Genomic DNA, 20,143 nt, shown 5'->3' on the forward strand with positions numbered 1-20,143 from the left:
GTTTTTATTGTGCTGAATAGTGAACAGAACGTACAAGTGTGCGACCCACCTGCCGGCGGGCAGGCGCAACGAAGCTGATAGTAGCACTCTGCTGGTTACATAAAACTAAATATTTCCCTTCTTCAACTCTCCTACCGCATAATCACAAGCCCTTGCCGTAAGTGCCATATAGGTCAACGACGGGTTCAGACAGGAACCTGATGTCATACAGGAACCATCGGTGATAAATACATTGGGCACTTCGTGCATTTGATTGTATTGATTCAGCACAGAGGTCTTTTTATCACGGCCCATACGGGCAATACCCATTTCATGATTGGCATTGCCGGGAAAGGAAATACTGCCATTCGCTTTTACATTTTTAAAGCCAGCTGCCTCCAGCATTTCAACACCGGTGGCCTTTACATCTTCGTGCATGGTTTTTTCATTTTCTCGAAATGTACAATCTATCGCCAGCAGCGGCCGTCCCCATTGATCTTTTTTCGAGGTGTCGAGTGTAATGCGGTTATCCGCATAGGGAAGACATTCACCAAAAGCAAAGAGTCGCATTTTCCACGGGCCTGGCTCGCTGATGGCTTCTTTGAAATCGACGCCAATACCTTCGCCCTGTTGCCGGCGCCGGTAAGCACTGCCACCAAAATGATACCCGCGGATAAAGCCGGGATGTTTTTCCTGCACATTCCGAAAGCGGGGAACATAAATGCTGTTGGGCCGGCGGCCATAATAATACATCTCTTCAAATCCTTCCACATCAGCAGTGATGGAAAGTCCCTTGTGATGATCCATCAGGTTGCGGCCCACCTGGTCGCTACCATTCCCCAGCCCATTGGGAAAACGATTAGAAATGGAGTTGAGTAATATAAACGCCGTGCCAACGGTGGATGCATTCAGGAAAATGATCTTCGCAAAAAACTCTTCGGTTTGTTTGCTTTCCGTGTCGATGATCTCTACACCACTTGCCTGTTGGTTTTGTTCATCGTACAATACTTTATTTACCAGTGAGTGAGCCCTGACCGTTAAGTTGCCTGTAGCAAATGCCGCCGGCATGGTACTGGCATTGGTACTGAAATAAGCGCCATAGGGACAACCCCGGTGACAAAGATTACGGGCCTGGCATTGTCCCCTGCCCTTTACCGGTTGTGTAAGATTGGCCGTGCGCCCCATGATGACTTTGCGGTCGTGATAACTGGTTTCAACTTTCTGTTTGAAAAATTTTTCAACGCTGTTCATTTCAAAGGGCGGTTGAAAAACACCATCGGGTATAACGGGTATCCCATCACGATTACCACTTACGCCAATGAATGATTCGACATAATCATACCATGGCGCCAGGTCTTTATAACGAATGGGCCAGTCGACTCCATATCCGTCGCGAAGATTGGCTTCAAAATCCAAATCGCTCCAGCGGTAGCAGGCCCTTGCCCATAGCAACGAACGGCCACCGACAATATCTCCTCTTATCCAGTCGAAACGTTTTGTTTCAGTATAGGGATTCTCCAGGTCATTTATATAAAAATGTTTGTTGTCTTCCGCAAAGGAATAGTGGCGGCTTTGTATGAAGTGTTGCTGTTTGTCCTGCTGCGTGAGTGAATTGCGGTGAGGAAAATCCCAACTGTTCATGGTAGCAGTGGGATAATTGGGATGTTCGATCGGGCGACCCCTTTCGAGCATTAATACTTTTAATCCTTTTTCACAAAGTTCCTTGGCTGCCCAGCCCCCGCTGATGCCGGAGCCAACAACGATGACATCGTAGGTGTTTTTTTGCTTTGCTTTTGTATTTATTTGCGGAGGATCACCGGGCATGATAGTTTCAGGGTTTGATGTTTGAGATTTAACGTCTCACTTTTCACTTTTCACCACTCACTTTTTCCCTTCTTCACTTTTTGAAATGCTTTTTCATCGCCAGCGGATAATCGGCTAAGGCGATTTCCGGTTCTAATAATTCGGGATGCCAGAGCTTTTCCCATTCAAAACTAAAATAGCCTTTGTAGTTATCCTTTGCCAACACATCAATGGCTTCGAAGATAGGCACTTCTCCCTGTCCCAATAAAACGTATTGCGGTTTTCCATCCACCAGCTTTGCATCTTTGATATGCGTGTGATGAATATATTTCTTCAATTGTTTATACATAGCTATCGGCGATTCCTTCGTAACCGTCCACATGTTGCAGGGATCCCATACCAGGCCTACATGCGAATGAGAAGCCGCTTGCATAATACTGGCCAGGTCTTCTGTCTTTACTACTTCCCCATGTGTTTCCATCAACACTTTTACATTGTGGGCTTTTCCATACTCGCCTAACTCCAGCAATCCTTTTGCAATGAGATCCATGGTTTGTTGTTTCTCCTGGTCTTTGGGAAAATTATTAGGATACACTCTAATAAAAGGACAATTGATCTGCTGAGCGAGATCGATGAATTTGCGGCCATCATCCAAATTCTTTTTTCGATCTGCCTCGTTGGCGAAATGCAAAGTAGCTGATGAGCCCAGGTTGACAAATACCAGTCCTTTTTCTTTCATCATGGCCATTGTTACCGCTCTTTTTTCAGCCGTAGCAAAAGGTTCGGCTTTGGTAAGATCAATCTGTCTGAGCAGGCCTCTTATCTCCAAACCTTTGAACCCGTGCTTGACGGCGAAATCGGTGATCTGTTCGAATGTCCAGTCAGGACAACCTAATGTTGAAAACGAAAGCAACGGGTTATATTTTTTTGTGTCGAACGAACTACCTAGTAATGCAGCAGCGGCAAGCGTAGCGGATGTTTGCAGAAACTGCCGGCGGGTTGATAAATGCATCGGGTATTTATTTATGATAATGAATAGGGTTCAATTTAAGGCAAACTGGTAAAACTTTTTCGGGCATGATGAAATAGTGAAAAATGTTTTTATGCAACTGCCCGAAAATATTGACGGATTTAACATTGCTGTTAATGATATCTTCGGTTCGAATGATCGGTTGGCTGTGGAAGCTTACCACCAGGGAATAGTTTTCGTTTTCTATCGAACAAAGCGGTTTATTAACTTAATACTTTTCTTTTGTCCAAACTTCATCAATCGGATCGCCTTTCGAACTTTTGCCGGAGTGATTCCAAACACCATCCTTCACTTCTCCGTCGAAGGATAAGGAAGCCCCTACCCTGGTGTTGTCGCGGGAAAAGAATTCGATGTGTTCGGTATATTTTCCATCGGCAAACGTGTAGGTACCGCCGCCGGTGCCGAAAAATTCTTTGGTGGCCGGGTTGATAGCCATCCATTGAAAACGTGTTGACGAAAGAAGTTTAAGCGTTTTGCGATCACCTCTTTTCATTTCATTCATCTTGCCATCGACCATGCGACCGGTGATGCGCCATACTCCTGCCAGTTTATCATTACCGCCGTCGAGTCTTGCCCAAACCTGGCTTTGCCCGTTGATATCAGCCGTTAATTTATCATTGCTGATTGCGTGGCTATATTTTTTGTCTGTGCCAATATTTTCTTTGACGCGGCTGTCGAATTCGATTTTGAAATGTAACTCTTTGCCGGTTGTTTTATAAATGCCACCGTAAGTGCCGATGAATTTCTTGTTGCCTTTGTCAAAAATAGAATGGGAGAAATAACCGTCTTCAAAAACCAGCACTTCTTCAACAGTACCTTGTTGTAAACGCCAGGCCCCTGTCAATGCAGGTGATGGGGATTGGAAACTTTGCAGCGATAAAACAATACCGCTAAGAAGCAGGATAGCAAACATTCGAAGTTTCATAAATAACGGGTTGATGAATGTTAAAGTTAAGAAGAAGCAAGTAGGGTTTTATTGCTTAAATCAAGGAAAGATTTCCCGCAACGAAATGAAGACACAACGAAAAGGCCTTCCGTTGAAAGAAGGCTTTAGTTTATTTCCCAATAATCCAGGTAATCGTTTAAACCTGCCTGCCGGCAGGCAAGTCATGGTTCAGACATTCTCAATCACCATGGCACTCGCTCCGCCGCCACCATTGCAAATCCCTGCTGCACCATATCGGGCTTTATTTTGTTTCAAGACGTTGATCAGTGTTACAATGATCCTGGCACCGCTTGCACCCAATGGATGACCGAGTGATACAGCGCCACCGTGTACATTTACTTTAGCAGGATCCAGTTTCATCCGTTTAGTGTTTTCGATACCTACTACAGCAAAGGCTTCGTTCAATTCCCAGTAACTGATATCCTCCATTGTTAGTCCCGCTTTCTTCACGGCTTTGGGTACGGCCACCGCAGGTGTAGTGGTAAACCACTCGGGCGCCTGTTCTGCATCCGCATACGAAAGAATTTTTGCGATGGGTTTTAACCCCAGTTCTTCTGCTTTTTCTTTGCTCATCAGCACCAGGGCAGCTGCGCCATCATTCATCGTACTGGCATTGGCGGCAGTTACTGTTCCTTCTTTTACAAAAGCCGGACTCAGCGATGGAATTTTATCAAACTTTACATTAAATGGTTCTTCGTCTTTTGCGAATACAACAGGATCACCTTTGCGCTGTGGTATTTCAACGGGAATCACTTCATCAACAAAAGCGCCTTTTTCCCAGGCGGCCTGCGAACGTTTATAGCTTTCAATAGCAAATGCATCCTGCTCTTCACGACTAATACCGCATTCTTTTGCACAAAGCTCGGCCGCATTGCCCATCGCTTTTCCGTCATATACGTCGGTGAGTCCATCTTTGGCAAGCCCGTCGATAAGGGATGAGTTGCCATACTTATTACCCCAGCGCAAGGCTTCGGCATAAAAGGGAACATTGGTCATACTTTCCATACCTCCCGCTACCACAATATCCGCATCACCCAATGCAATACTTTGTGCAGCCTGCGATATGGCTTTCATGCCACTGGCACAAACTTTATTGACCGTGGTACAATTCACTTCGTTGGGGAGACCGGCAAACTTTGCCGCCTGCCGGGCGGGTGCCTGGCCAAGATTGGCCTGCAGCACACAGCCCATCAAAACATCCTGGACCTGTTCCGGCTGAATTCCTGCTTTTTGCAAAGCCATTTTGATAGCTGCTGCACCGAGTTGTGTAGCAGATAAACTTTTTAAACTTCCGCCAAAACTACCCATAGGTGTACGAACGGCGGAAATAATATAAACTTCCTTCATATGGTTTTCAAAATTGAGGGGCAAAGATAACGATTGTTAGTATAGCAATTAGCCGACAGCAGGTCCGTTATGCCAGCTATTTTTACGCATACAGAATGAAAATTTCAATAGTTCTCAATAAATGCTGGCAAACCTATCCCCAACTTATGGCAAATAAACTGTCTCCGATATTGTGCATCATCACCTGTCACAATAATTACGGAATGATGATTTTTTTTCACAGCCGGCCTGTATGAATCATCAATAGTGGCTTACAAATTCATATTAAAATAAAGCCGTAATTTAACTGTGTCTTAGTGAACTCGCGGTCCCGATCCCGTCCTAAACTATCCGGCAAAACAAGTTTATTCCGGGTGGCATAATTTTTTAAGGTATCTATTAAAACAGCAATCATGGAAAAGAAAGTTGTTCCTCCCAATCACAAAAAAGATAAAACACCTGGCGGCGCAGGTCCAAAAGGACGAATTGAAGAAGATATTGATGACCTGGTGCATTCTCCTGATCATGAAATACCATCCGATCAAAATGAAGATCCCGATGACCTGGTACATCGCATGAAAAAGCGTCCGGACCCCGATGCTGAAAGTTTAGAAGATCCTGATGATCTTGTTCATGACGCCCCGGATGAGGAAGATGATGAAAGATAGACCAGCAACGAATGCAGGATATTTTTTTTCATTATTGTATCACTATAATGCTCAGCAAAGTTTGTTGATCCAGCCTTCGTGTTGTGGATATTGTTTTATCAATTCATCTTTCTTTGCCATTTCAAAATCCGCAAAATCAAAACCCGGTGCAACAGTGCACCCAACGAAAGAGAATCCATTTTCATCAATGGGTTTGGAAGCAAACCAACAACCAGCAGGTACAGCCTGTTGAAAGGAATATCCATTTACCAAATCATCGCCAAGTTTCAATAATTCTCCCCTGCCATCAGGATGCAATAAATAAATATGCAGACCAACTCCGTGATAAAAATGCCAGAGCTCATCACTTTTTATCCGGTGAAATGCTGAAAATTGTTTCCCGGCCAATAAAAAATAGATGGCGGTTGAGAAATAACGATTACCATTAAAGCGGGCAGGTAATGCGTCAAGAGATATCAGCTCCGTGCTGCAGTAGGTCTGCAGGTAATGCCCTCCTTCGGGGTGAGACTGCAATTCATATCTTTCAATCAATTCCTGTGCTGTGATCATACCTTTTATTTTTATTTTTTCAAGATAGCGGAATTATCGGTCTGGTCGATGACAGGATAGCAATAAACAAAATGGATTTTTAAAAGTGCGCTTTGTTTCTAATGACTCTTGTTTTTGTTTTCTTTTTCCTTGCTCAATTTTTTTAATGCACGCCGAACTTTATTGATGGTTGTATGCAAATCTTTTTCTTGTTTTAAAAGAAGACTCCTGGTAGTATCAGCGGCTTTATCAAAATATCGATTGGCTTCTGACAGATGTATATTAAACTCCCCGGCTTGCCTGTCCAACCTTTCGAGTAATTCCCAAAAAGTCTCTTTCTTTTTCATAGATGCCGTTTAATGCCAACCAGCAAATTCTACGCCGATAAATTTTTAGGTTATACTTCTGCCACTGTAAACCAATAATCGAGAAATGTTTCAATCTTTTTCTTTGTTGCGGCAATGTTGGATGGTTTTATAATATAGGTATTCGCTCCTGCCCTATAAAATTGCCGCACATATTCCGGTGTGGTGATTTCGCCGAGTACGACAATCGGAATATGATCCAGTTGTGCATCGGCTTTCAATAACCGAACCACGCTAATAGCACGATGACGATGATTATTGCTATTGACCAGGATAACTGTTGGCAGTCCCAACCCGGCAACGGTATGATTCAATTGTTTGACAGTACTGACAAATTGCATTGGGATTTTCTGCGGCATTTCCAGCAAAATGGACTCTGTCAAAAACCGGTCGTCTTCATCAGCCTGTAACATCAAAGCGTAGGATTGCATGTTTTTGAATTGAAGTGGATTAAAATTACAGCAAATAACTCTCTAAAAGCGATCAATAGATAGAATTTGCCGGCCCGATCTCAAACGAAAACACTGGCACACTATTAGAACTGATAACTAAAACAATCTTATGCGAAATGCACTCGTTATACTGATATTGTCGTGCCTGGGCGCCTGCGCCAATAATGACACCGGAAAAAATACAGTTCCTGAACAAAAGGAAAAAGAAAGGGAAGAAATTGATAAGTCTTACTCTTACCATAACAATGACGGTTGCTACTGGAAAATAGCCGGGCAGGATACCATAGTGGCCTGGCTGGTGCAAACAGAAAATACTGTTACCGGCAAGCTCAGTTTTGACAACTATCAAAAAGATGGCAGTACCGGACCGGTTCATGGCACAATACATGGAAATACGATCAAGCTTTGGTATGAGTTTGAATCTGAAGGAATGAAAAGTGTAATGGAAGTTTGGTTTGAACGTCGCGGAAATGCATTGGTACGGGGAGTTGGGCCAACGGGTGTCAGGAAAGATAGCAGTTATTTTACCGATACTGCAGCTGTCAGGTTTGATGAGAAGCAGTCGCTACAAAAAACAGATTGCAGCGCCATACCAGCTAAATATAAATAATCAATCCCAGCATAAAAAAAGCTGAAGGAATTGGTCCTACAGCCTTTTTTATCGCTATACAAAATTGCTAGACGGCTACTGCTTCTTTATTGTATTTTTTCCTGTACTCCAGGGGCGACAAACCAGTGATTTTTCTAAAAATAGTTCTGAATGCTTTTACATCCGAATACCCCACGTCGTACATTACTTCATTGATATTTTTTCTGCCTGTTTCCAAATTTTTTTTCGCCGCTTCTACCTTCACCCTTTGCAGGTATTCAGTGATCGTATTACAGGTTGCACTTTTAAATCGGCGTTCGAGACTTCTTCTTCCTACTGCCAGCATACTGGCAAGCTGATCCACAGTAATTTTTTCTTCGAAATTTTTTTCAATAAACTCCTGTGCTTTTTTTACCGACTCATCTTCATGTCTCTTTTGTCCCTGGAACATGATAAAAGGCGACTGGCTGTGACGGTCGATATCAATCATGAATGATTTTGAAATGCGAATAGCTGTTTCACGGCCTGCATGTTTTTCGATCAGGTATACCAGCAGGTTCAAATAGGAATAGGCGCCGCCGCTCGTATAAATGCCATCTTCTTCCGTCATAATTCTGTCGTCCACCAGGTTTACGTCCGGGAACATTTTCCTGAAATCATTGGCAAATGCCCAATGCGTGGCGGATCTCTTTCCCTTTAACAATCCGGTTGCAGCCAAAAAAAATGAACCGATGCAAAAGCTGGCCAGTTCTGCTCCCTGCTCATATTGGTGGATGATCCAGGGAATAAATGCCTTGTTCCTTTCCAATGCCTGTTTGGGATCGCCGAATAATGCAGGAACGATGATAAGGTCGGTTTTTTTTACATCACCAATCAAACACTCGGGGATTACAGTGAAAAGCCCATTGCGCTGGCTGGATTCTTTTGCGATACCAACTAATTGTACTTTGAATAATGGCTCATCTCCTTTCTCTTCTAAATACTTATTTGTTTCAGCAAAGATCTGGTGTGTGCCATCAATATTGGCTAAGCTTGTATTTCCTAACGGAACAATAATGGATACATGTTTCATATGTGATAGGTTATCGTTTTTGACCGGTCAATTGGTAAAATGAGAAACCAAATGTAGCCAAATTCATTGTCGTAATCAACCCCCGCAATTGCCGTATTTACACCCCGGATTAAATCCTGCACCGAAATAGATTTGTATCAGCAAATTAAAGCGGTGGTCTAAAATAGTTTTCTATGACACAAATTTGCCTCGGCGGTGACATGACCATGCAAACCATTGCTGCTGCGGTTCAGTGCCAGAATTATGATAAAAACAAAAAACGATAAAAACTAACATATGAAAATCTTATTTAAAATTATCCTCGGTGTTGTAATCCTGGTGGGCATACTTTTAATTGTTGCCCTGTTTGTAAAAAAAGATTATTCTGTTGAACGGGAAATAACCATAAACAAGCCCAAAAGCCAGGTATTTGACTACATAAAATACCTGAAGAACCAGGATAACTATAGTGTATGGGCAAGGATGGACCCTAAGATGAAAAAAGAATACCGTGGCACAGATGGAACAGCGGGCTTTGTGTCTGCCTGGGAAAGTGATGATAATAAAGTAGGCAAAGGCGAACAACAGATTGATAAAATTTCGGAGGGCGACAGGATTGATCTCGACCTGCATTTTATAGAGCCATTTGAAGGACTAGCTGATGCCCGCATGGTTACGGAAACAGTGTCTGACAACCAAACAAGAGTAAAATGGGGGTTTGACAGCAGGATGAAGTACCCGATGAACATTATGCTACTCTTTATGAACATGGATAAAATGATTGGCAATGATTTACAAACCGGGTTGGATACACTTAAATCAATTCTTGAAAAGCAGTAGTACACCATGCGAAAGATAATTGTATCCAATTTGATAACACTTGATGGCTTTTTTGAAGGACCCAGGCAGGAACTGGATTGGTTTGTGGTAGAGGAAGAATTTTTTGAATATGTGAAAGAGCTCTTCAAATCGGTTGATACGATTTTATATGGCCGGGTCACTTTTTTACAAATGGCCGGCTATTGGCCCACACCAGCGTCGGATAAAAATGATCCGGTCATTACCGGGGGCATGAACTCTATGCAAAAAATCGTGTTTTCAACCACCTTAACGGATCGGGATGTAGCGACGACTGGCTGGAACAATTCAACGCTGATCAATAAAAATATAGTTGAAGAAGTAAAGAAAATGAAGCAAGAGGCCGGAAAGGATATGGTGATTTTTGGAAGCGGAAAACTAATCAACAGTTTTGCCGCTGAAGGATTAATTGATGAATACCGGCTTATTCTAAACCCTGTGATCTTAGGTAAAGGCAACCCACTGTTCAAGCCAGGCAGCGAACGGAAAGATTTGAAGTTATTGAGCACAAAAACACTTGGCTCGGGTGTTGTGATTCTTGTTTATGCGACCAAATAGCCGTGCCTGCTTTGATCATTGGTATGAATGGCCTGATTAATGTAATGAAATGAGAAAGTTGGTTTTATCAACCCATGTAACCTTAGATGGTTTTGCATCGGGCCCCGATGGAGAATTAGATTGGCATTTTTCACATTGGAATGATGAAATGGAAGAAGCGGTAGCCGAACAGTTGAGTACCGTTGATACCATTCTTGCAGGACGGGTTACTTATGAAGCTATGGCTGACTACTGGCCTGCCGCTGCAGCCGACCCTGAGGGAAGGAGAAAAGATATACAGTTTGCAGAATGGATGAACCGGGTCGGTAAAATCGTTTTCTCGAGAAAGCTGTCGCTCTTTGATGTGGAGGCCATGCACTGGAATAATACAAGATTAATAAAAAGCGACATTGTTGAGAAAATTGAAGCATTGAAAAAGGAGCAGGGACGGGATATGATCATTTGGGGCGGTGTCAGCATCATTCAAACGTTTATAGAATCGGGTATTGTGGATGAGTATAATATTTGGATTGCGCCGGTAATTCTCGGCGAGGGTAAGCCACTGTTTAATGATCCGGCGGCTCTTGAACTGGAGTTGATCAGGACAAAGACTTTTCGTAGCGGTGTGACATTGGTTTGTTACCGGCCAAAAAAACACGAGCAGATAAATAACACTAAAACATTCGCAGCAGCAAATAATCATTGTAGTTATGCAACACATAGGATTAAATAAAAAAGCATTGCTGAAACAATTTGAGGAAACAGAACGGGTGTTTTATAATATTCTTGCCTCCTTTACACAAGAGCAATTAAATGAAGTGCCGTTTGAAGGAAGCTGGACAGCGGCACAGGTAGCTGATCACCTGCTGAAATCAAAATCAGGCATACCGGGATTGCTGAGAGGGCCATCCAGGCCTACGGTAAGAGAACCGGATGAAATGGTGGAAGCAATCAATGAAATCTTTCTTGATTTCACGACCAAGTTAAAGTCGCCTGACTTTATCATTCCAACTGACGAGCCGGCCATTAAAGAAGAATTATTACAGTCATTGAGCCGTGTAAAAGGAAATATTAAGAAAGCGTCAGCAGTTGCCGACTTATCAGCAACCATTACCAGTTTCCCCTTCCCGGGCTTGGGAGAGTTTACAGGTTATGAATGGATCTATTTTTTGGTTTGCCATACCAGGAGGCATACACACCAGTTAAAAAACATTTTTTGGATACTGGCAAAACCATGGTAGAAGTTTTCAAAACAGATGTTTGTGATCCGGTGGATGCCAGCATTCTTATCGACGCTATAAGAAAAGTATTCCCCGGGTATAAAGTTAATTTTGACTTGCAGGATTGTGATCAGATACTTCGTATTGAATCTTGTGCGAATGTTATACAGATCGATTGCATCATCCAGTTGATAAGTCAATTCGGTTATACTGCTGAAGTATTGCCAGATGAAATTCCATTGCGTAGTAACTAAAAAAGCAACCAACAATATGACCATTAAAAACAATAAAAAATAAACAGATGAAAAAAACATGTCAATTTTTGTTAGTTACCATTGCACTGATGTCAGTTGTTCGTTCACAAGCACAATCAGAATGGGCATTGGATACGAATCATTCCAACCTGCGGTTTTCAATCTCGTTAATGATGCTGTCTGAAGTGGATGGCACTTTTAAGATGAAAGAAGCTACCATCAAAGCATCCAAAGATGATTTTTCGGATGCCACCGTTACCATGGTTGCCGATGTAAAGTCGGTAGACACCGATGTAGATGCCCGTGATCAGCACCTTCGCACCGCCGATTTTTTTGATGCGGAGAAATTTCCGGCGATCACCTTCAAAAGCAGGTCGGTTAAAAAAGTAGCTGATAAAAGGTACAAAGTCGAAGGTGATTTGACCATGCATGGAATTACCAAACCCGTGGCGCTGGATGCCATTGCAAACAGCGGCACTCATCCTGTTACTAAAAAAACAATAGCTGGTTTTAAAATAACCGGTACGATAAAAAGGCTGGATTTTGGTATATCTCCCGCTACCCCACCGGCCATGTTGAGTGATGAAGTAGCTATTGTGGCGAATGCGCAGTTTGAAAAAAAGTAATAAAAAAAGGCGTCAGCCCTTATTCAGGCTGTATCCGTCGGTCTGAAATTTGTACCCAACGAAATCATGAATGATCAGTTGGAGAAAATAAAGGAATATGCCGCAAAAGCCCACAACGGTCAACGGCGAAAGTTTGCTGATGAACCCTATATCAAACACCCGGTTAGGGTAATGAATATTTGTCAACAATATTCACAAAAGACGTCAATACTGGCTGCGGCACTGCTGCATGATGTGCTGGAAGATACGGCTGTGACAACCGAAGAGTTAAGTCAGTTTCTGCAGTCGGTGCTGGATAACACAACTGCCAACGAAACAATGAAACTGGTGGTGGAGATGACTGACATCTATACAAAGCAGCAATATCCCCAATGGAACCGGCGAAAACGAAAAGCGATGGAAGTGGAAAGAATGCAAAAGGCCAGTCCTGATGCACAGACGATCAAATATGCAGACATCATTGACAACTGCCTGGATCTGAAAAATGCAGAGCCCGATTTTGCCAGGCTGTTTTTATTTGAATGCAGGGCCCTGTTGAAAGCGATGAATGATGGAAATGATGAACTGCGCCAAATTGCTGTCAAGACTGTAGACGAATGTATCAAGACAGCCGGGAAATCATGACCGGGCTTTTACTGCCTGCTATTTTGGGGGCCCACCCTGGTTTACCAGATCTCTATAGGTTACCAGTTTCAATTTGCCTTTCTTGATCATGTTCTGGAATCTGTTCCGGCCCGGAGTCTCCCGTGGCGGGGCTTTGTGTGCGGTAGGGACTCCGGGCAGCTAAGATGAGATGAATGTAATGTATCAAGGCAGCCAGGAAATCATGACCGGTCTTTTTACTGCCTGCTATTTTGGGGGCCATCTTGGTTTACCAGATCTCTATAGGTTACCAGTTTCAGTTTGCCTTTCTTGATCATGTCCTGGAATTCCGCAGATAATAATGTTTTTAATTCTGCATTCCGGTGCAAGGCGACCAGAGGTTTTGTTTCGGAATGCTGATCCTGGTTGTTCATATCGACCAGTGCATTCATTTCCGGCGTCGCCTCAGCCACATGCATTACGAATAGGTTCACCTTGTCGGCTGAAAGTTGTTGCATTTGTTTCAAAAAAGCATTTTTCTTTTGCTCTATTGGTGTATCAAACATCGTGTGATAGTTCTCGCCAAAATATCTTGAAATACCCAGTTTGTATTTCTGTGCGAGTTTTTCCACGATGGCCCGAAGTTCAGGTGTAGCAGTCGCTGTACCCATGTGATAATCGACATAGTCGATTGATAAACCGGATCGGATGGCTCGGTTAATTTGCGCATCCAGCTCCTTCTCTACTTCTTCCAGTTTATAATTGCTTTGCAGAAAAGCAGCAGTGGATGGATGAAAATAACCATTACTGTCAACCAGGCTCGCTACCGCTGTTTGACCCAGCACCGGACCCCATCGGAAATATTTCCATTCGCTATTTAAGGTCAGGTGAACACCTACCGATACCTTCGGATATTTTTTTAAAACAGCAACTGCCTCCTGGTACCAGGGGCAGGCAAACATGACAGAGGTTGAAAAAGGAATGCCCGTAGCTGCCACCTGCTCAATAGCTTTTGTTACAGCATGGTTCATTCCATTATCATCCAGGCGAAGCAATAGCCGGGGACTGTTTTTTTGTGAAAACACAGACAGTTGAAGAAACAATACTATTCCTGTTAACAAAAAATATTTTTTCATCTGCTCTTATTTTAAACCTAACTTTTATCTATCTCTTTTACTAAAGTAATACGCCCATCAGATATTCATCATAATATTTTCCCGTATCACTTCGCTTATAGCTGTTTCGTACCTGTCCTTCAATTTCAAACCCCGCCTTTTTATACAAGCTGATGGCGGCTGCATTGTGTATATCCACCGTTAATTCAATTCTTGACTTTCCTGAGTCAATCAGGTAAGCCTTGATATGATCGAGTATTTGTTTACCATAACCCCTGCCCTGCCGGTCTTTTCGTATGGTGAAACCTCCGAGGTAGACAGTATGCGCCTGCCTGTCGGTTTTGGAAATGAGACGATATGTGGCTATAATCTCTTTATTTTCTTCCGCCACAAAAAGGGTATCTGTTTTAAGGAGCTTTTTATAGAGTGACTCAAAATCTGTCTCATTCATATAATCATAAGTCAGGAAAGGATTGGCCGATTCTTCCATGTATAGCTGGTAAATGATTTGCCTGTCTTTTGTGTTAGCTGGCCGGTATTTCATGACTTCATTTAATGATTTATAGATTGAATCAACAAAATTAAAATCTTGCCGGAGTATTTTTCATATAAGTTCTGGACATATATTTCTATTCCTTCTGTTTAACTTGTACCAAAATAAAATGCTGATGATGCTCCGCAATTGCCGCTTTTATTTTCGATGGACTTACCTAATTGCCGTTTTGATTGTCGCCGCCTGTGGCGCTAAGCAGTCAAAACCAACATTGGTTTCCATGAAAGTATTGGACAATTATCCTTCCGGATCGGGATTACAGCCATTCAACGACAAAATCTACCTGGTTGGTGATGATGCAAGCCACCTTCTGATAATCAATAAAGAGTTCGGTATACTTGATAGTATAAAATTGTTCGAAACGCCGGGATCACGAATTCCCAAGGAGACAAAACCGGATATTGAATCCATCACTCAGGTGAAACAGAATGACTCACCGCTTTTATTACTAACCGGTTCCGGCTCTTTATCGCCTTATCGTAATGCATGCTGGCTTGTCAATCCGGTAACAAAGGAAACCAGGCAATACCAGCTCGATACCTTTTTTCAGCGACTAAAAAATGCCGGAGTCACCGATCTTAATATTGAAGGAGCCACTACAACACCCGTAGGAATTGTATTGGCCAGCCGGGGCAATAAATCATTTCGGAAAAATTTTCTGATTATCACTTCTCCCCGCTTTTGGGAAAAACAATCAGTGGCAGATATAAAAATTATCAAGGCGGGTGCAAACACCGACACTTCTTTCTTTCATGGGATCTCTGGCATGGATTATTCTTCAAAAACTGACCAGTTGTTGTTGACAATTAGCTCCGAAAATACCTACACCAGTTATGATGATGGCGCCATTGGAAAAAGTTATTTGTGGGTGATCAATGATATTTCTTCCAAAAGAAAATTAGCGGCCATCAATCCTGATCGTATTATCGATCTTGAATCAATAGATAACCGGTTTAAGGCCCAGAAGATCGAGTCCGTTTGCATTATAGCAGAAGAGAAAAAACAAAAGCAGCTGGTATTAGCTGCCGATGATGACAAGGGTCATACTGTTTTGTTCAGCATGACTCTTGAGTAGTATGTGTAACGAATTGTTTACTTAAAACTTTTGGCCATTACTTTTTGTAATCCCGCACCTGTCCAGCCACCGGGAACAATGATGCGGCGAACGCTGTACAACGGATCATTTTCATCGCGGGCTGCAGCTAACTGGAATACGGCTTTGAAGTCATGGTCCTTCAATTTGGCGATGGCTTCTTTATTCCATAACCCAAAAGGATAGGCAAAATATTCAACCGGTTTGCCGGTTATTGTTTGCAATTGCTTGGAGGGAGCTTGTATTTGTTCCACCCAATCATCTACTACGTATTGCTTTACATTTTTATGATCGTACGTATGTGAACCAATCGTATGTCCTTCGTCGGCCAATTGTTTCACCTGTTCACGGCTCATATATCCCGGTTTTCCCAGTGCCACTGTCATAATAAAAAACACGCCTTTGTAGCCATGTTTATTTAATTCAGGCAAAGCAGCGGTGTATTGATCAAGCCGGGTGTCATCAAATGTGATCATTACTGGTTTCGCGGGAAGCTGTTTTCCACTTACGAGATAATCATAAAGCTCGTCTGGTAATATGGCATGGTAACCGCTATCCGCCAATGATTGCATTTGTTCGCGGAAACTGGCTACCGGAACGATATAGTCGCGGGCAGTTTTCGAATCGGAGGCCTTGTAATCCCTGATTTGATGATAACACAGGATGGGAACTTGCTGGCGGCTTAAAATGGTAGCTGCATCCGCAACAACAGGAGCGACAGGTGTGGGAGCTTTCTCCGGTTCCGGAGAGGTAGCAACGGCTATGGCTGTCTCCACTTTTGCTGGCTGGGTTTTTCCCTCGCAACCGGAATTTATTAACAGGCCCAGGATGGGCACAATAAGCAAACTGATCTTTTGTACAGTTAGTTTCGGACAGTTTTTCATAGTTTGGATATTAAACCTTAAATAGTAACGCAAAATAGGGAAGCTTTATTTTTCAATGGCATCCGGCATAATGCGATAAGACTATAGGATTCAAATATAATGTGAATCAGAGTAACTTTATAGGTCCTTTTTACCTCGTGGTGCTACGTTTTTTCGTAAATGAACCAATATCCGGATCACCTAATACCCAGATAGTATAAAACACTTACTTTCATTATACCTTTTTTCTATGTCGACTGCAAGCAACGATCTGTTTTACTCCCGCCTGCCGGTCAATGAAATTCCGCTGAGCGAACTTTTAGCAGAGGAACATCTTTTTTACAAAATTCCCAGCAACTGGCATGTTGTAATCACCGATATAAAGAATTCGACAAAAGCGATTGAACGGGGCGTACATGAAACGGTAAACTTACTGGCAACAGGCAGCATTGTAGCTGTGTTAAACATTGCTTACAAAGCCCATATTTCAATTCCATTCTTTTTTGGTGGAGATGGAGCCAGTTTCATCGTTCCGCCTTCGATAGTTGAGCCTGTTTTGAAAGCCCTCAGTTTACACAGGCAAAACACAGTCGACAATTTTGGTCTTGACCTGCGGGTGGGCACAGTGCCGGTAGCCGATATTTACCAGGAAGGCCATCTGCTCCAGATCAGCAAGCTGCGCAGTACGCAATTCTTTATTATCCCTGTTGTACTGGGTGATGGATTGGCCTATGCCGAAAAAATTATAAAAGGTGAGGATTACAAGCTGCTACAAGTAAGCAGGGAGCCGGAGGAATTAGATCTGACCGGTATGCAATGTCGTTGGGACAAGATAAAACCACCAGCAAACTATGATGAAGTAGTGAGTCTTTTGGTAACTGCACGCAATAGCGGGCAGCAGGCGGATGCTTTCAAAAAAGTAATTGACCTGCTGGATAATATCTACGGCGAACCCGAAAGACGGAAACCTATATCCATTCCGATGCTGAAGTTAAAGGCCACTATTGGAAAGATAGGGCTTGAAATGAGAACAAGGTTTGGCCGGCTCAAACCTGTGTACTTATTCAGCAACTGGATCAAAATGTTGCTGGCCCAGTTCTATTTCCGCACCCGGAAAGGAAAAGAATATTTGCGACAACTCGTGGCGCTGTCTGACACATTGGTTATTGATGGAAAAGTGAACACTGTTATATCCGGCACTACTATGCAGCGGGAGAAATTGCAGGCCGCATTGAATCAACTGGAACAGCAAGGTGAAATCAATTATGGCCTGTATGTAAGTCGTGAATCGGTAATGAGCTGTTATGTGCGCAACCTTAATGAGGAGCATATTCATTTTGTAGATGGAGCCGAAGGTGGTTATACTAAAGCAGCAGGAATGCTGAAACGCAAAATGGTACACCCAATTTAAGTTTAATGGTAAAACTCTCTCCACCCGACAGCTATAAACTCCAATCATAGTCAAAACAATCCACCTGTCACTCTTATCAGCTGAGGAGTCAAATTATTTCAAACGGCGTGCAACATTCTCCGATTATCTTTTACTTTATATAAAACCAAATACCTGGAGCTCAGAGTCACAATACCTTCTGCTGATACACTGGTAGCACAATGCATCGGGGGCGATATGTCGGCTTACCGGTTACTCTATGACCGGTATTCAAAAGCTATGTATAATACAGCTCTTCGTATTACCGCCAACAAGGCTGATGCTGAAGATATACTGCAGGATTCCTTTACAGATGCTTTTTTGCAACTCCATTCTTTTGAAAACAAGGCGAGTTTCGGGGCCTGGTTAAAACAAATTGTTGTGTTCAAAAGCGTGGCACTATTAAAGAAGAGGCGTTTGATCTTCACAGGTATTGAACATGAAACCGAAGAGCTTGCCGAAGAAAATACACCAGACGAGCAGGAACTTGAGTTTACCGTGGCTGGTATTAAAAAGGCGATGAACCAACTACCCCATGGATACAGAGCCGTTTTATCGCTTTATCTATTGGAAGGCTATGACCATGAGGAGATCGCCGATATTTTACAAATAAGCCATTCAACAGCCCGGACGCAATACAAACGGGGTAAACAAAAACTTTTACAACTGCTGCAAAAAGAGGAAAAGATATGAGCAAGAGTCTTAAAAATTTTATAGAAGAAAACCGGCGGGAGTTTGATGATGAGCTTCCTCACTCCGGGGTTTGGCGCCAGGTGGAACGATCCATCGATGCTAACAAGCCGCCAAAGAAAGTATATGTCAGGGATCTTTATAAATGGGGTGCTGTTGCGGCCGCTTCCCTGCTCATTATTTCCGGCATTTATTTTTTGACTGCCAATAAGCACAACAACGAAAAACCAGTCGTCAACGACGTTGCACAAAAAAAAGGCACATACGATATCAGCAAAATCGCACCTGAGTATGCAACTGAAGCTTCTAAAATATATGAGTCAATAGAAACACAGCAACAGCAGCTAAAAGCTATCGCCAAAGAGCAACCTGAATTGTATTCACAGTTTGCGGAAGACCTTGCGGCACTGGATAGTTCATACCGGGTGCTCAAAACACAGGCCATACAAACTCCTAACCGGGAAGTCATCATAAAAGCTATGCTTCAAAATCTGCAACTGCAGGCGGAATTGTTGAGCAAGCAATTAGGCATCATTCACGAATTTAAAAACAACAAACCATTGAAAAATGAAAAAGATACTCATCCCCGCATTTAGTATTTCGCTACTATTATGCGCCATCATCGGCCAGGCCCAGGAGGAAAAACAAAAAGAACGACAAAAGTTTGAATTTGTCAAACAAAGAGATATTTCAAAAACCTATCCTGCTTCCGGAAATAAATTATCTATCAACAACCACTTTGGCAATGTAAAATTTATTGGCTGGGATAAGAATGAAATTAAAGTAGATGTACATATCGAAGCAAGTTCGAACCAGCAGGACTTTGCCCAAAAGATATTTGATGCGATTAGTGTTTCCGATAAACAACAGGGAAATGAAATACAATTTAAAACGACGATTGACAATAAAGATGGCAAAAATGACAACTGTAAAAATTGCAAATCCAGCATGAGCATTGACTACGAAGTGCACCTGCCTATATCTGTTGTCCTATCTGTTGAAAACAATTTTGGTAATACGGAAATTCCCGATTATACCGGAGCTGTGTCTATAAAAAATAAATTCGGCAACCTGGCTGCGGGCTCATTAAGTAATGCAAAAGATATCGTAGTAGAGTTTGGAAAAGCAAACATAAAAAATGTTTCAAATGTTGATGCGACATTCAAATTTTCCAAGGTTGGGATTGCAAATTTATCCGGCAACAATGAAATAAACCTTGAGTTTTGTGACGATACGAAGATCAGCCTTGATAATAACTTGTCTTCACTAAAAATGAACGAGTCCTACAGCACCGTGAATCTTAAACCGGGCAATCTTTCTGCCAGCTATAATATTGCTACCAGCTTTGGCAGTGTAATCGACCGTAGCAATGCAGCTATAAAACGAACCGATACACCTGACAAATATGGTCCCGATTCAAATAAAAGTTATGAAGGAAAATCGGGTAGCGGCTCAGCCAAAATTGAGATCAAATCCAGCTTCGGAAAAATTATTGTCGGCGAACCCACGGCAGAAGATATGAAGGACAACAGCAATAAAAATAAGAACAAGAATAAGTCAAAAGGTGGCGTCGTTCATTTGTAAGC

25 protein-coding genes are annotated in these 20,143 nt (G+C 42.6%); 14 read left to right on the forward strand and 11 right to left on the reverse strand.

Going from position 1 to position 20,143, the window contains the following annotated elements:
* Window positions 1–105 precede the first annotated feature (105 nt).
* The 4 genes from ACFEL9_RS17510 to ACFEL9_RS17525 all read right to left on the reverse strand — a co-directional run bounded on the left by ACFEL9_RS17510 (window position 106) and on the right by ACFEL9_RS17525 (window position 5,105).
* Window positions 106–1,803 carry a GMC oxidoreductase gene (locus ACFEL9_RS17510; RefSeq protein WP_385892840.1) on the reverse strand — a complete coding sequence of 566 codons (1,698 nt, stop codon included), beginning with the start codon at window positions 1,801–1,803 and terminating at the stop codon, window positions 106–108.
* 73 nt (window positions 1,804–1,876) lie between these two features.
* Window positions 1,877–2,794: a sugar phosphate isomerase/epimerase family protein gene (locus ACFEL9_RS17515; RefSeq protein WP_385892842.1), complete on the reverse strand. Its 918-nt coding sequence runs from the start codon at window positions 2,792–2,794 to the stop codon at window positions 1,877–1,879.
* Window positions 2,795–3,020: 226 nt separating this feature from the next.
* Window positions 3,021–3,737 (reverse strand): hypothetical protein, encoded by a 717-nt coding sequence (locus ACFEL9_RS17520; RefSeq protein ID WP_385892844.1) that lies wholly within the window; start codon window positions 3,735–3,737, stop codon window positions 3,021–3,023.
* Window positions 3,738–3,926: 189 nt separating this feature from the next.
* Entirely contained in the window at window positions 3,927–5,105 is a 1,179-nt protein-coding gene (locus tag ACFEL9_RS17525) for a thiolase family protein (protein WP_385892846.1), read from the reverse strand.
* 392 nt (window positions 5,106–5,497) lie between these two features.
* Between ACFEL9_RS17525 and ACFEL9_RS17530 the strand changes: the two genes are divergently transcribed.
* Window positions 5,498–5,752: a hypothetical protein gene (locus tag ACFEL9_RS17530; RefSeq protein WP_385892848.1), complete on the forward strand. Its 255-nt coding sequence runs from the start codon at window positions 5,498–5,500 to the stop codon at window positions 5,750–5,752.
* 51 nt (window positions 5,753–5,803) lie between these two features.
* Here ACFEL9_RS17530 and ACFEL9_RS17535 read toward each other — a convergent pair whose 3' ends face one another.
* From ACFEL9_RS17535 to ACFEL9_RS17545, 3 genes are all read right to left on the reverse strand, one after another.
* Entirely contained in the window at window positions 5,804–6,301 is a 498-nt protein-coding gene (locus tag ACFEL9_RS17535; protein ID WP_385892851.1) for a cupin domain-containing protein, read from the reverse strand.
* Window positions 6,302–6,399: 98 nt separating this feature from the next.
* Window positions 6,400–6,627, reverse strand: a complete 228-nt coding sequence (locus tag ACFEL9_RS17540) for a hypothetical protein (RefSeq protein ID WP_385892853.1) — start codon at window positions 6,625–6,627, stop codon at window positions 6,400–6,402.
* 50 nt (window positions 6,628–6,677) lie between these two features.
* Window positions 6,678–7,076: a response regulator gene (locus ACFEL9_RS17545; protein ID WP_385892854.1), complete on the reverse strand. Its 399-nt coding sequence runs from the start codon at window positions 7,074–7,076 to the stop codon at window positions 6,678–6,680.
* A gap of 130 nt (window positions 7,077–7,206) precedes the next feature.
* Here ACFEL9_RS17545 and ACFEL9_RS17550 point away from each other — a divergent pair, with 130 nt between their 5' ends.
* Window positions 7,207–7,707 carry a hypothetical protein gene (locus tag ACFEL9_RS17550; RefSeq protein ID WP_385892857.1) on the forward strand — a complete coding sequence of 167 codons (501 nt, stop codon included), beginning with the start codon at window positions 7,207–7,209 and terminating at the stop codon, window positions 7,705–7,707.
* A gap of 67 nt (window positions 7,708–7,774) precedes the next feature.
* Here ACFEL9_RS17550 and ACFEL9_RS17555 read toward each other — a convergent pair whose 3' ends face one another.
* Entirely contained in the window at window positions 7,775–8,758 is a 984-nt protein-coding gene (locus tag ACFEL9_RS17555; protein WP_385892859.1) for a GlxA family transcriptional regulator, read from the reverse strand.
* 276 nt (window positions 8,759–9,034) lie between these two features.
* Here ACFEL9_RS17555 and ACFEL9_RS17560 point away from each other — a divergent pair, with 276 nt between their 5' ends.
* The 7 genes from ACFEL9_RS17560 (at window position 9,035) to ACFEL9_RS17590 (ending at window position 12,856) form a co-directional block, all read left to right on the forward strand.
* Window positions 9,035–9,577 (forward strand): SRPBCC family protein, encoded by a 543-nt coding sequence (locus tag ACFEL9_RS17560; RefSeq protein ID WP_385892861.1) that lies wholly within the window; start codon window positions 9,035–9,037, stop codon window positions 9,575–9,577.
* Window positions 9,578–9,583: 6 nt separating this feature from the next.
* Window positions 9,584–10,153, forward strand: coding sequence for a dihydrofolate reductase family protein (locus tag ACFEL9_RS17565; RefSeq protein ID WP_385892862.1), 570 nt, complete (start codon window positions 9,584–9,586; stop codon window positions 10,151–10,153).
* Between the two features lie 49 nt (window positions 10,154–10,202).
* Window positions 10,203–10,865, forward strand: coding sequence for a dihydrofolate reductase family protein (locus ACFEL9_RS17570; RefSeq protein ID WP_385892865.1), 663 nt, complete (start codon window positions 10,203–10,205; stop codon window positions 10,863–10,865).
* The gene (locus tag ACFEL9_RS17575) at window positions 10,843–11,373 is read left to right on the forward strand and encodes a DinB family protein (protein ID WP_385892868.1); all 531 of its coding nucleotides are present in this window, start codon (window positions 10,843–10,845) and stop codon (window positions 11,371–11,373) included. The genes ACFEL9_RS17570 and ACFEL9_RS17575 overlap by 23 nt, the downstream gene beginning before the upstream one ends.
* Window positions 11,367–11,606: a hypothetical protein gene (locus tag ACFEL9_RS17580; RefSeq protein ID WP_385892870.1), complete on the forward strand. Its 240-nt coding sequence runs from the start codon at window positions 11,367–11,369 to the stop codon at window positions 11,604–11,606. Before ACFEL9_RS17575 ends, ACFEL9_RS17580 begins: the two co-directional genes overlap by 7 nt.
* A 47-nt stretch (window positions 11,607–11,653) precedes the next feature.
* Entirely contained in the window at window positions 11,654–12,232 is a 579-nt protein-coding gene (locus tag ACFEL9_RS17585) for a YceI family protein (protein ID WP_385892872.1), read from the forward strand.
* Window positions 12,233–12,298: 66 nt separating this feature from the next.
* Window positions 12,299–12,856, forward strand: a complete 558-nt coding sequence (locus ACFEL9_RS17590; RefSeq protein ID WP_385892875.1) for an HD domain-containing protein — start codon at window positions 12,299–12,301, stop codon at window positions 12,854–12,856.
* A 215-nt stretch (window positions 12,857–13,071) separates the two neighbouring features.
* On the opposite strand, the gene ACFEL9_RS17595 is transcribed toward ACFEL9_RS17590, so the two are convergent.
* Together ACFEL9_RS17595 and ACFEL9_RS17600 are read right to left on the reverse strand one after the other, a co-directional pair.
* Entirely contained in the window at window positions 13,072–13,950 is an 879-nt protein-coding gene (locus ACFEL9_RS17595; protein WP_385892878.1) for a ChbG/HpnK family deacetylase, read from the reverse strand.
* Window positions 13,951–13,990: 40 nt separating this feature from the next.
* Window positions 13,991–14,473 (reverse strand): GNAT family N-acetyltransferase, encoded by a 483-nt coding sequence (locus tag ACFEL9_RS17600; protein WP_385892881.1) that lies wholly within the window; start codon window positions 14,471–14,473, stop codon window positions 13,991–13,993.
* A gap of 127 nt (window positions 14,474–14,600) precedes the next feature.
* Between ACFEL9_RS17600 and ACFEL9_RS17605 the strand changes: the two genes are divergently transcribed.
* The gene (locus tag ACFEL9_RS17605; RefSeq protein ID WP_385892884.1) at window positions 14,601–15,557 is read left to right on the forward strand and encodes a DUF6929 family protein; all 957 of its coding nucleotides are present in this window, start codon (window positions 14,601–14,603) and stop codon (window positions 15,555–15,557) included.
* A gap of 17 nt (window positions 15,558–15,574) precedes the next feature.
* Here the strand turns inward: ACFEL9_RS17605 and ACFEL9_RS17610 are convergent, their stop codons facing one another.
* Entirely contained in the window at window positions 15,575–16,459 is an 885-nt protein-coding gene (locus tag ACFEL9_RS17610; protein WP_385892886.1) for a polysaccharide deacetylase family protein, read from the reverse strand.
* 229 nt (window positions 16,460–16,688) lie between these two features.
* On the opposite strand from ACFEL9_RS17610, the gene ACFEL9_RS17615 reads away from it, so the two are divergent.
* From ACFEL9_RS17615 to ACFEL9_RS17630, 4 genes are all read left to right on the forward strand, one after another.
* Window positions 16,689–17,849 carry a DUF3095 domain-containing protein gene (locus ACFEL9_RS17615; protein ID WP_385892888.1) on the forward strand — a complete coding sequence of 387 codons (1,161 nt, stop codon included), beginning with the start codon at window positions 16,689–16,691 and terminating at the stop codon, window positions 17,847–17,849.
* 204 nt (window positions 17,850–18,053) lie between these two features.
* Window positions 18,054–18,560 carry an RNA polymerase sigma factor gene (locus tag ACFEL9_RS17620; RefSeq protein ID WP_385893675.1) on the forward strand — a complete coding sequence of 169 codons (507 nt, stop codon included), beginning with the start codon at window positions 18,054–18,056 and terminating at the stop codon, window positions 18,558–18,560.
* Complete coding sequence (locus ACFEL9_RS17625; RefSeq protein WP_385892891.1) at window positions 18,557–19,153, forward strand: hypothetical protein; 597 nt, start codon at window positions 18,557–18,559, stop codon at window positions 19,151–19,153. Before ACFEL9_RS17620 ends, ACFEL9_RS17625 begins: the two co-directional genes overlap by 4 nt.
* Complete coding sequence (locus tag ACFEL9_RS17630) at window positions 19,125–20,141, forward strand: DUF4097 family beta strand repeat-containing protein (RefSeq protein WP_385892894.1); 1,017 nt, start codon at window positions 19,125–19,127, stop codon at window positions 20,139–20,141. Before ACFEL9_RS17625 ends, ACFEL9_RS17630 begins: the two co-directional genes overlap by 29 nt.
* Window positions 20,142–20,143: the final 2 nt, after the last annotated feature.

Source organism: Terrimonas alba, from assembly GCF_042434975.1.
GTDB classification, from domain to species: Bacteria; Bacteroidota; Bacteroidia; order Chitinophagales; family Chitinophagaceae; genus Terrimonas_B; species Terrimonas_B alba.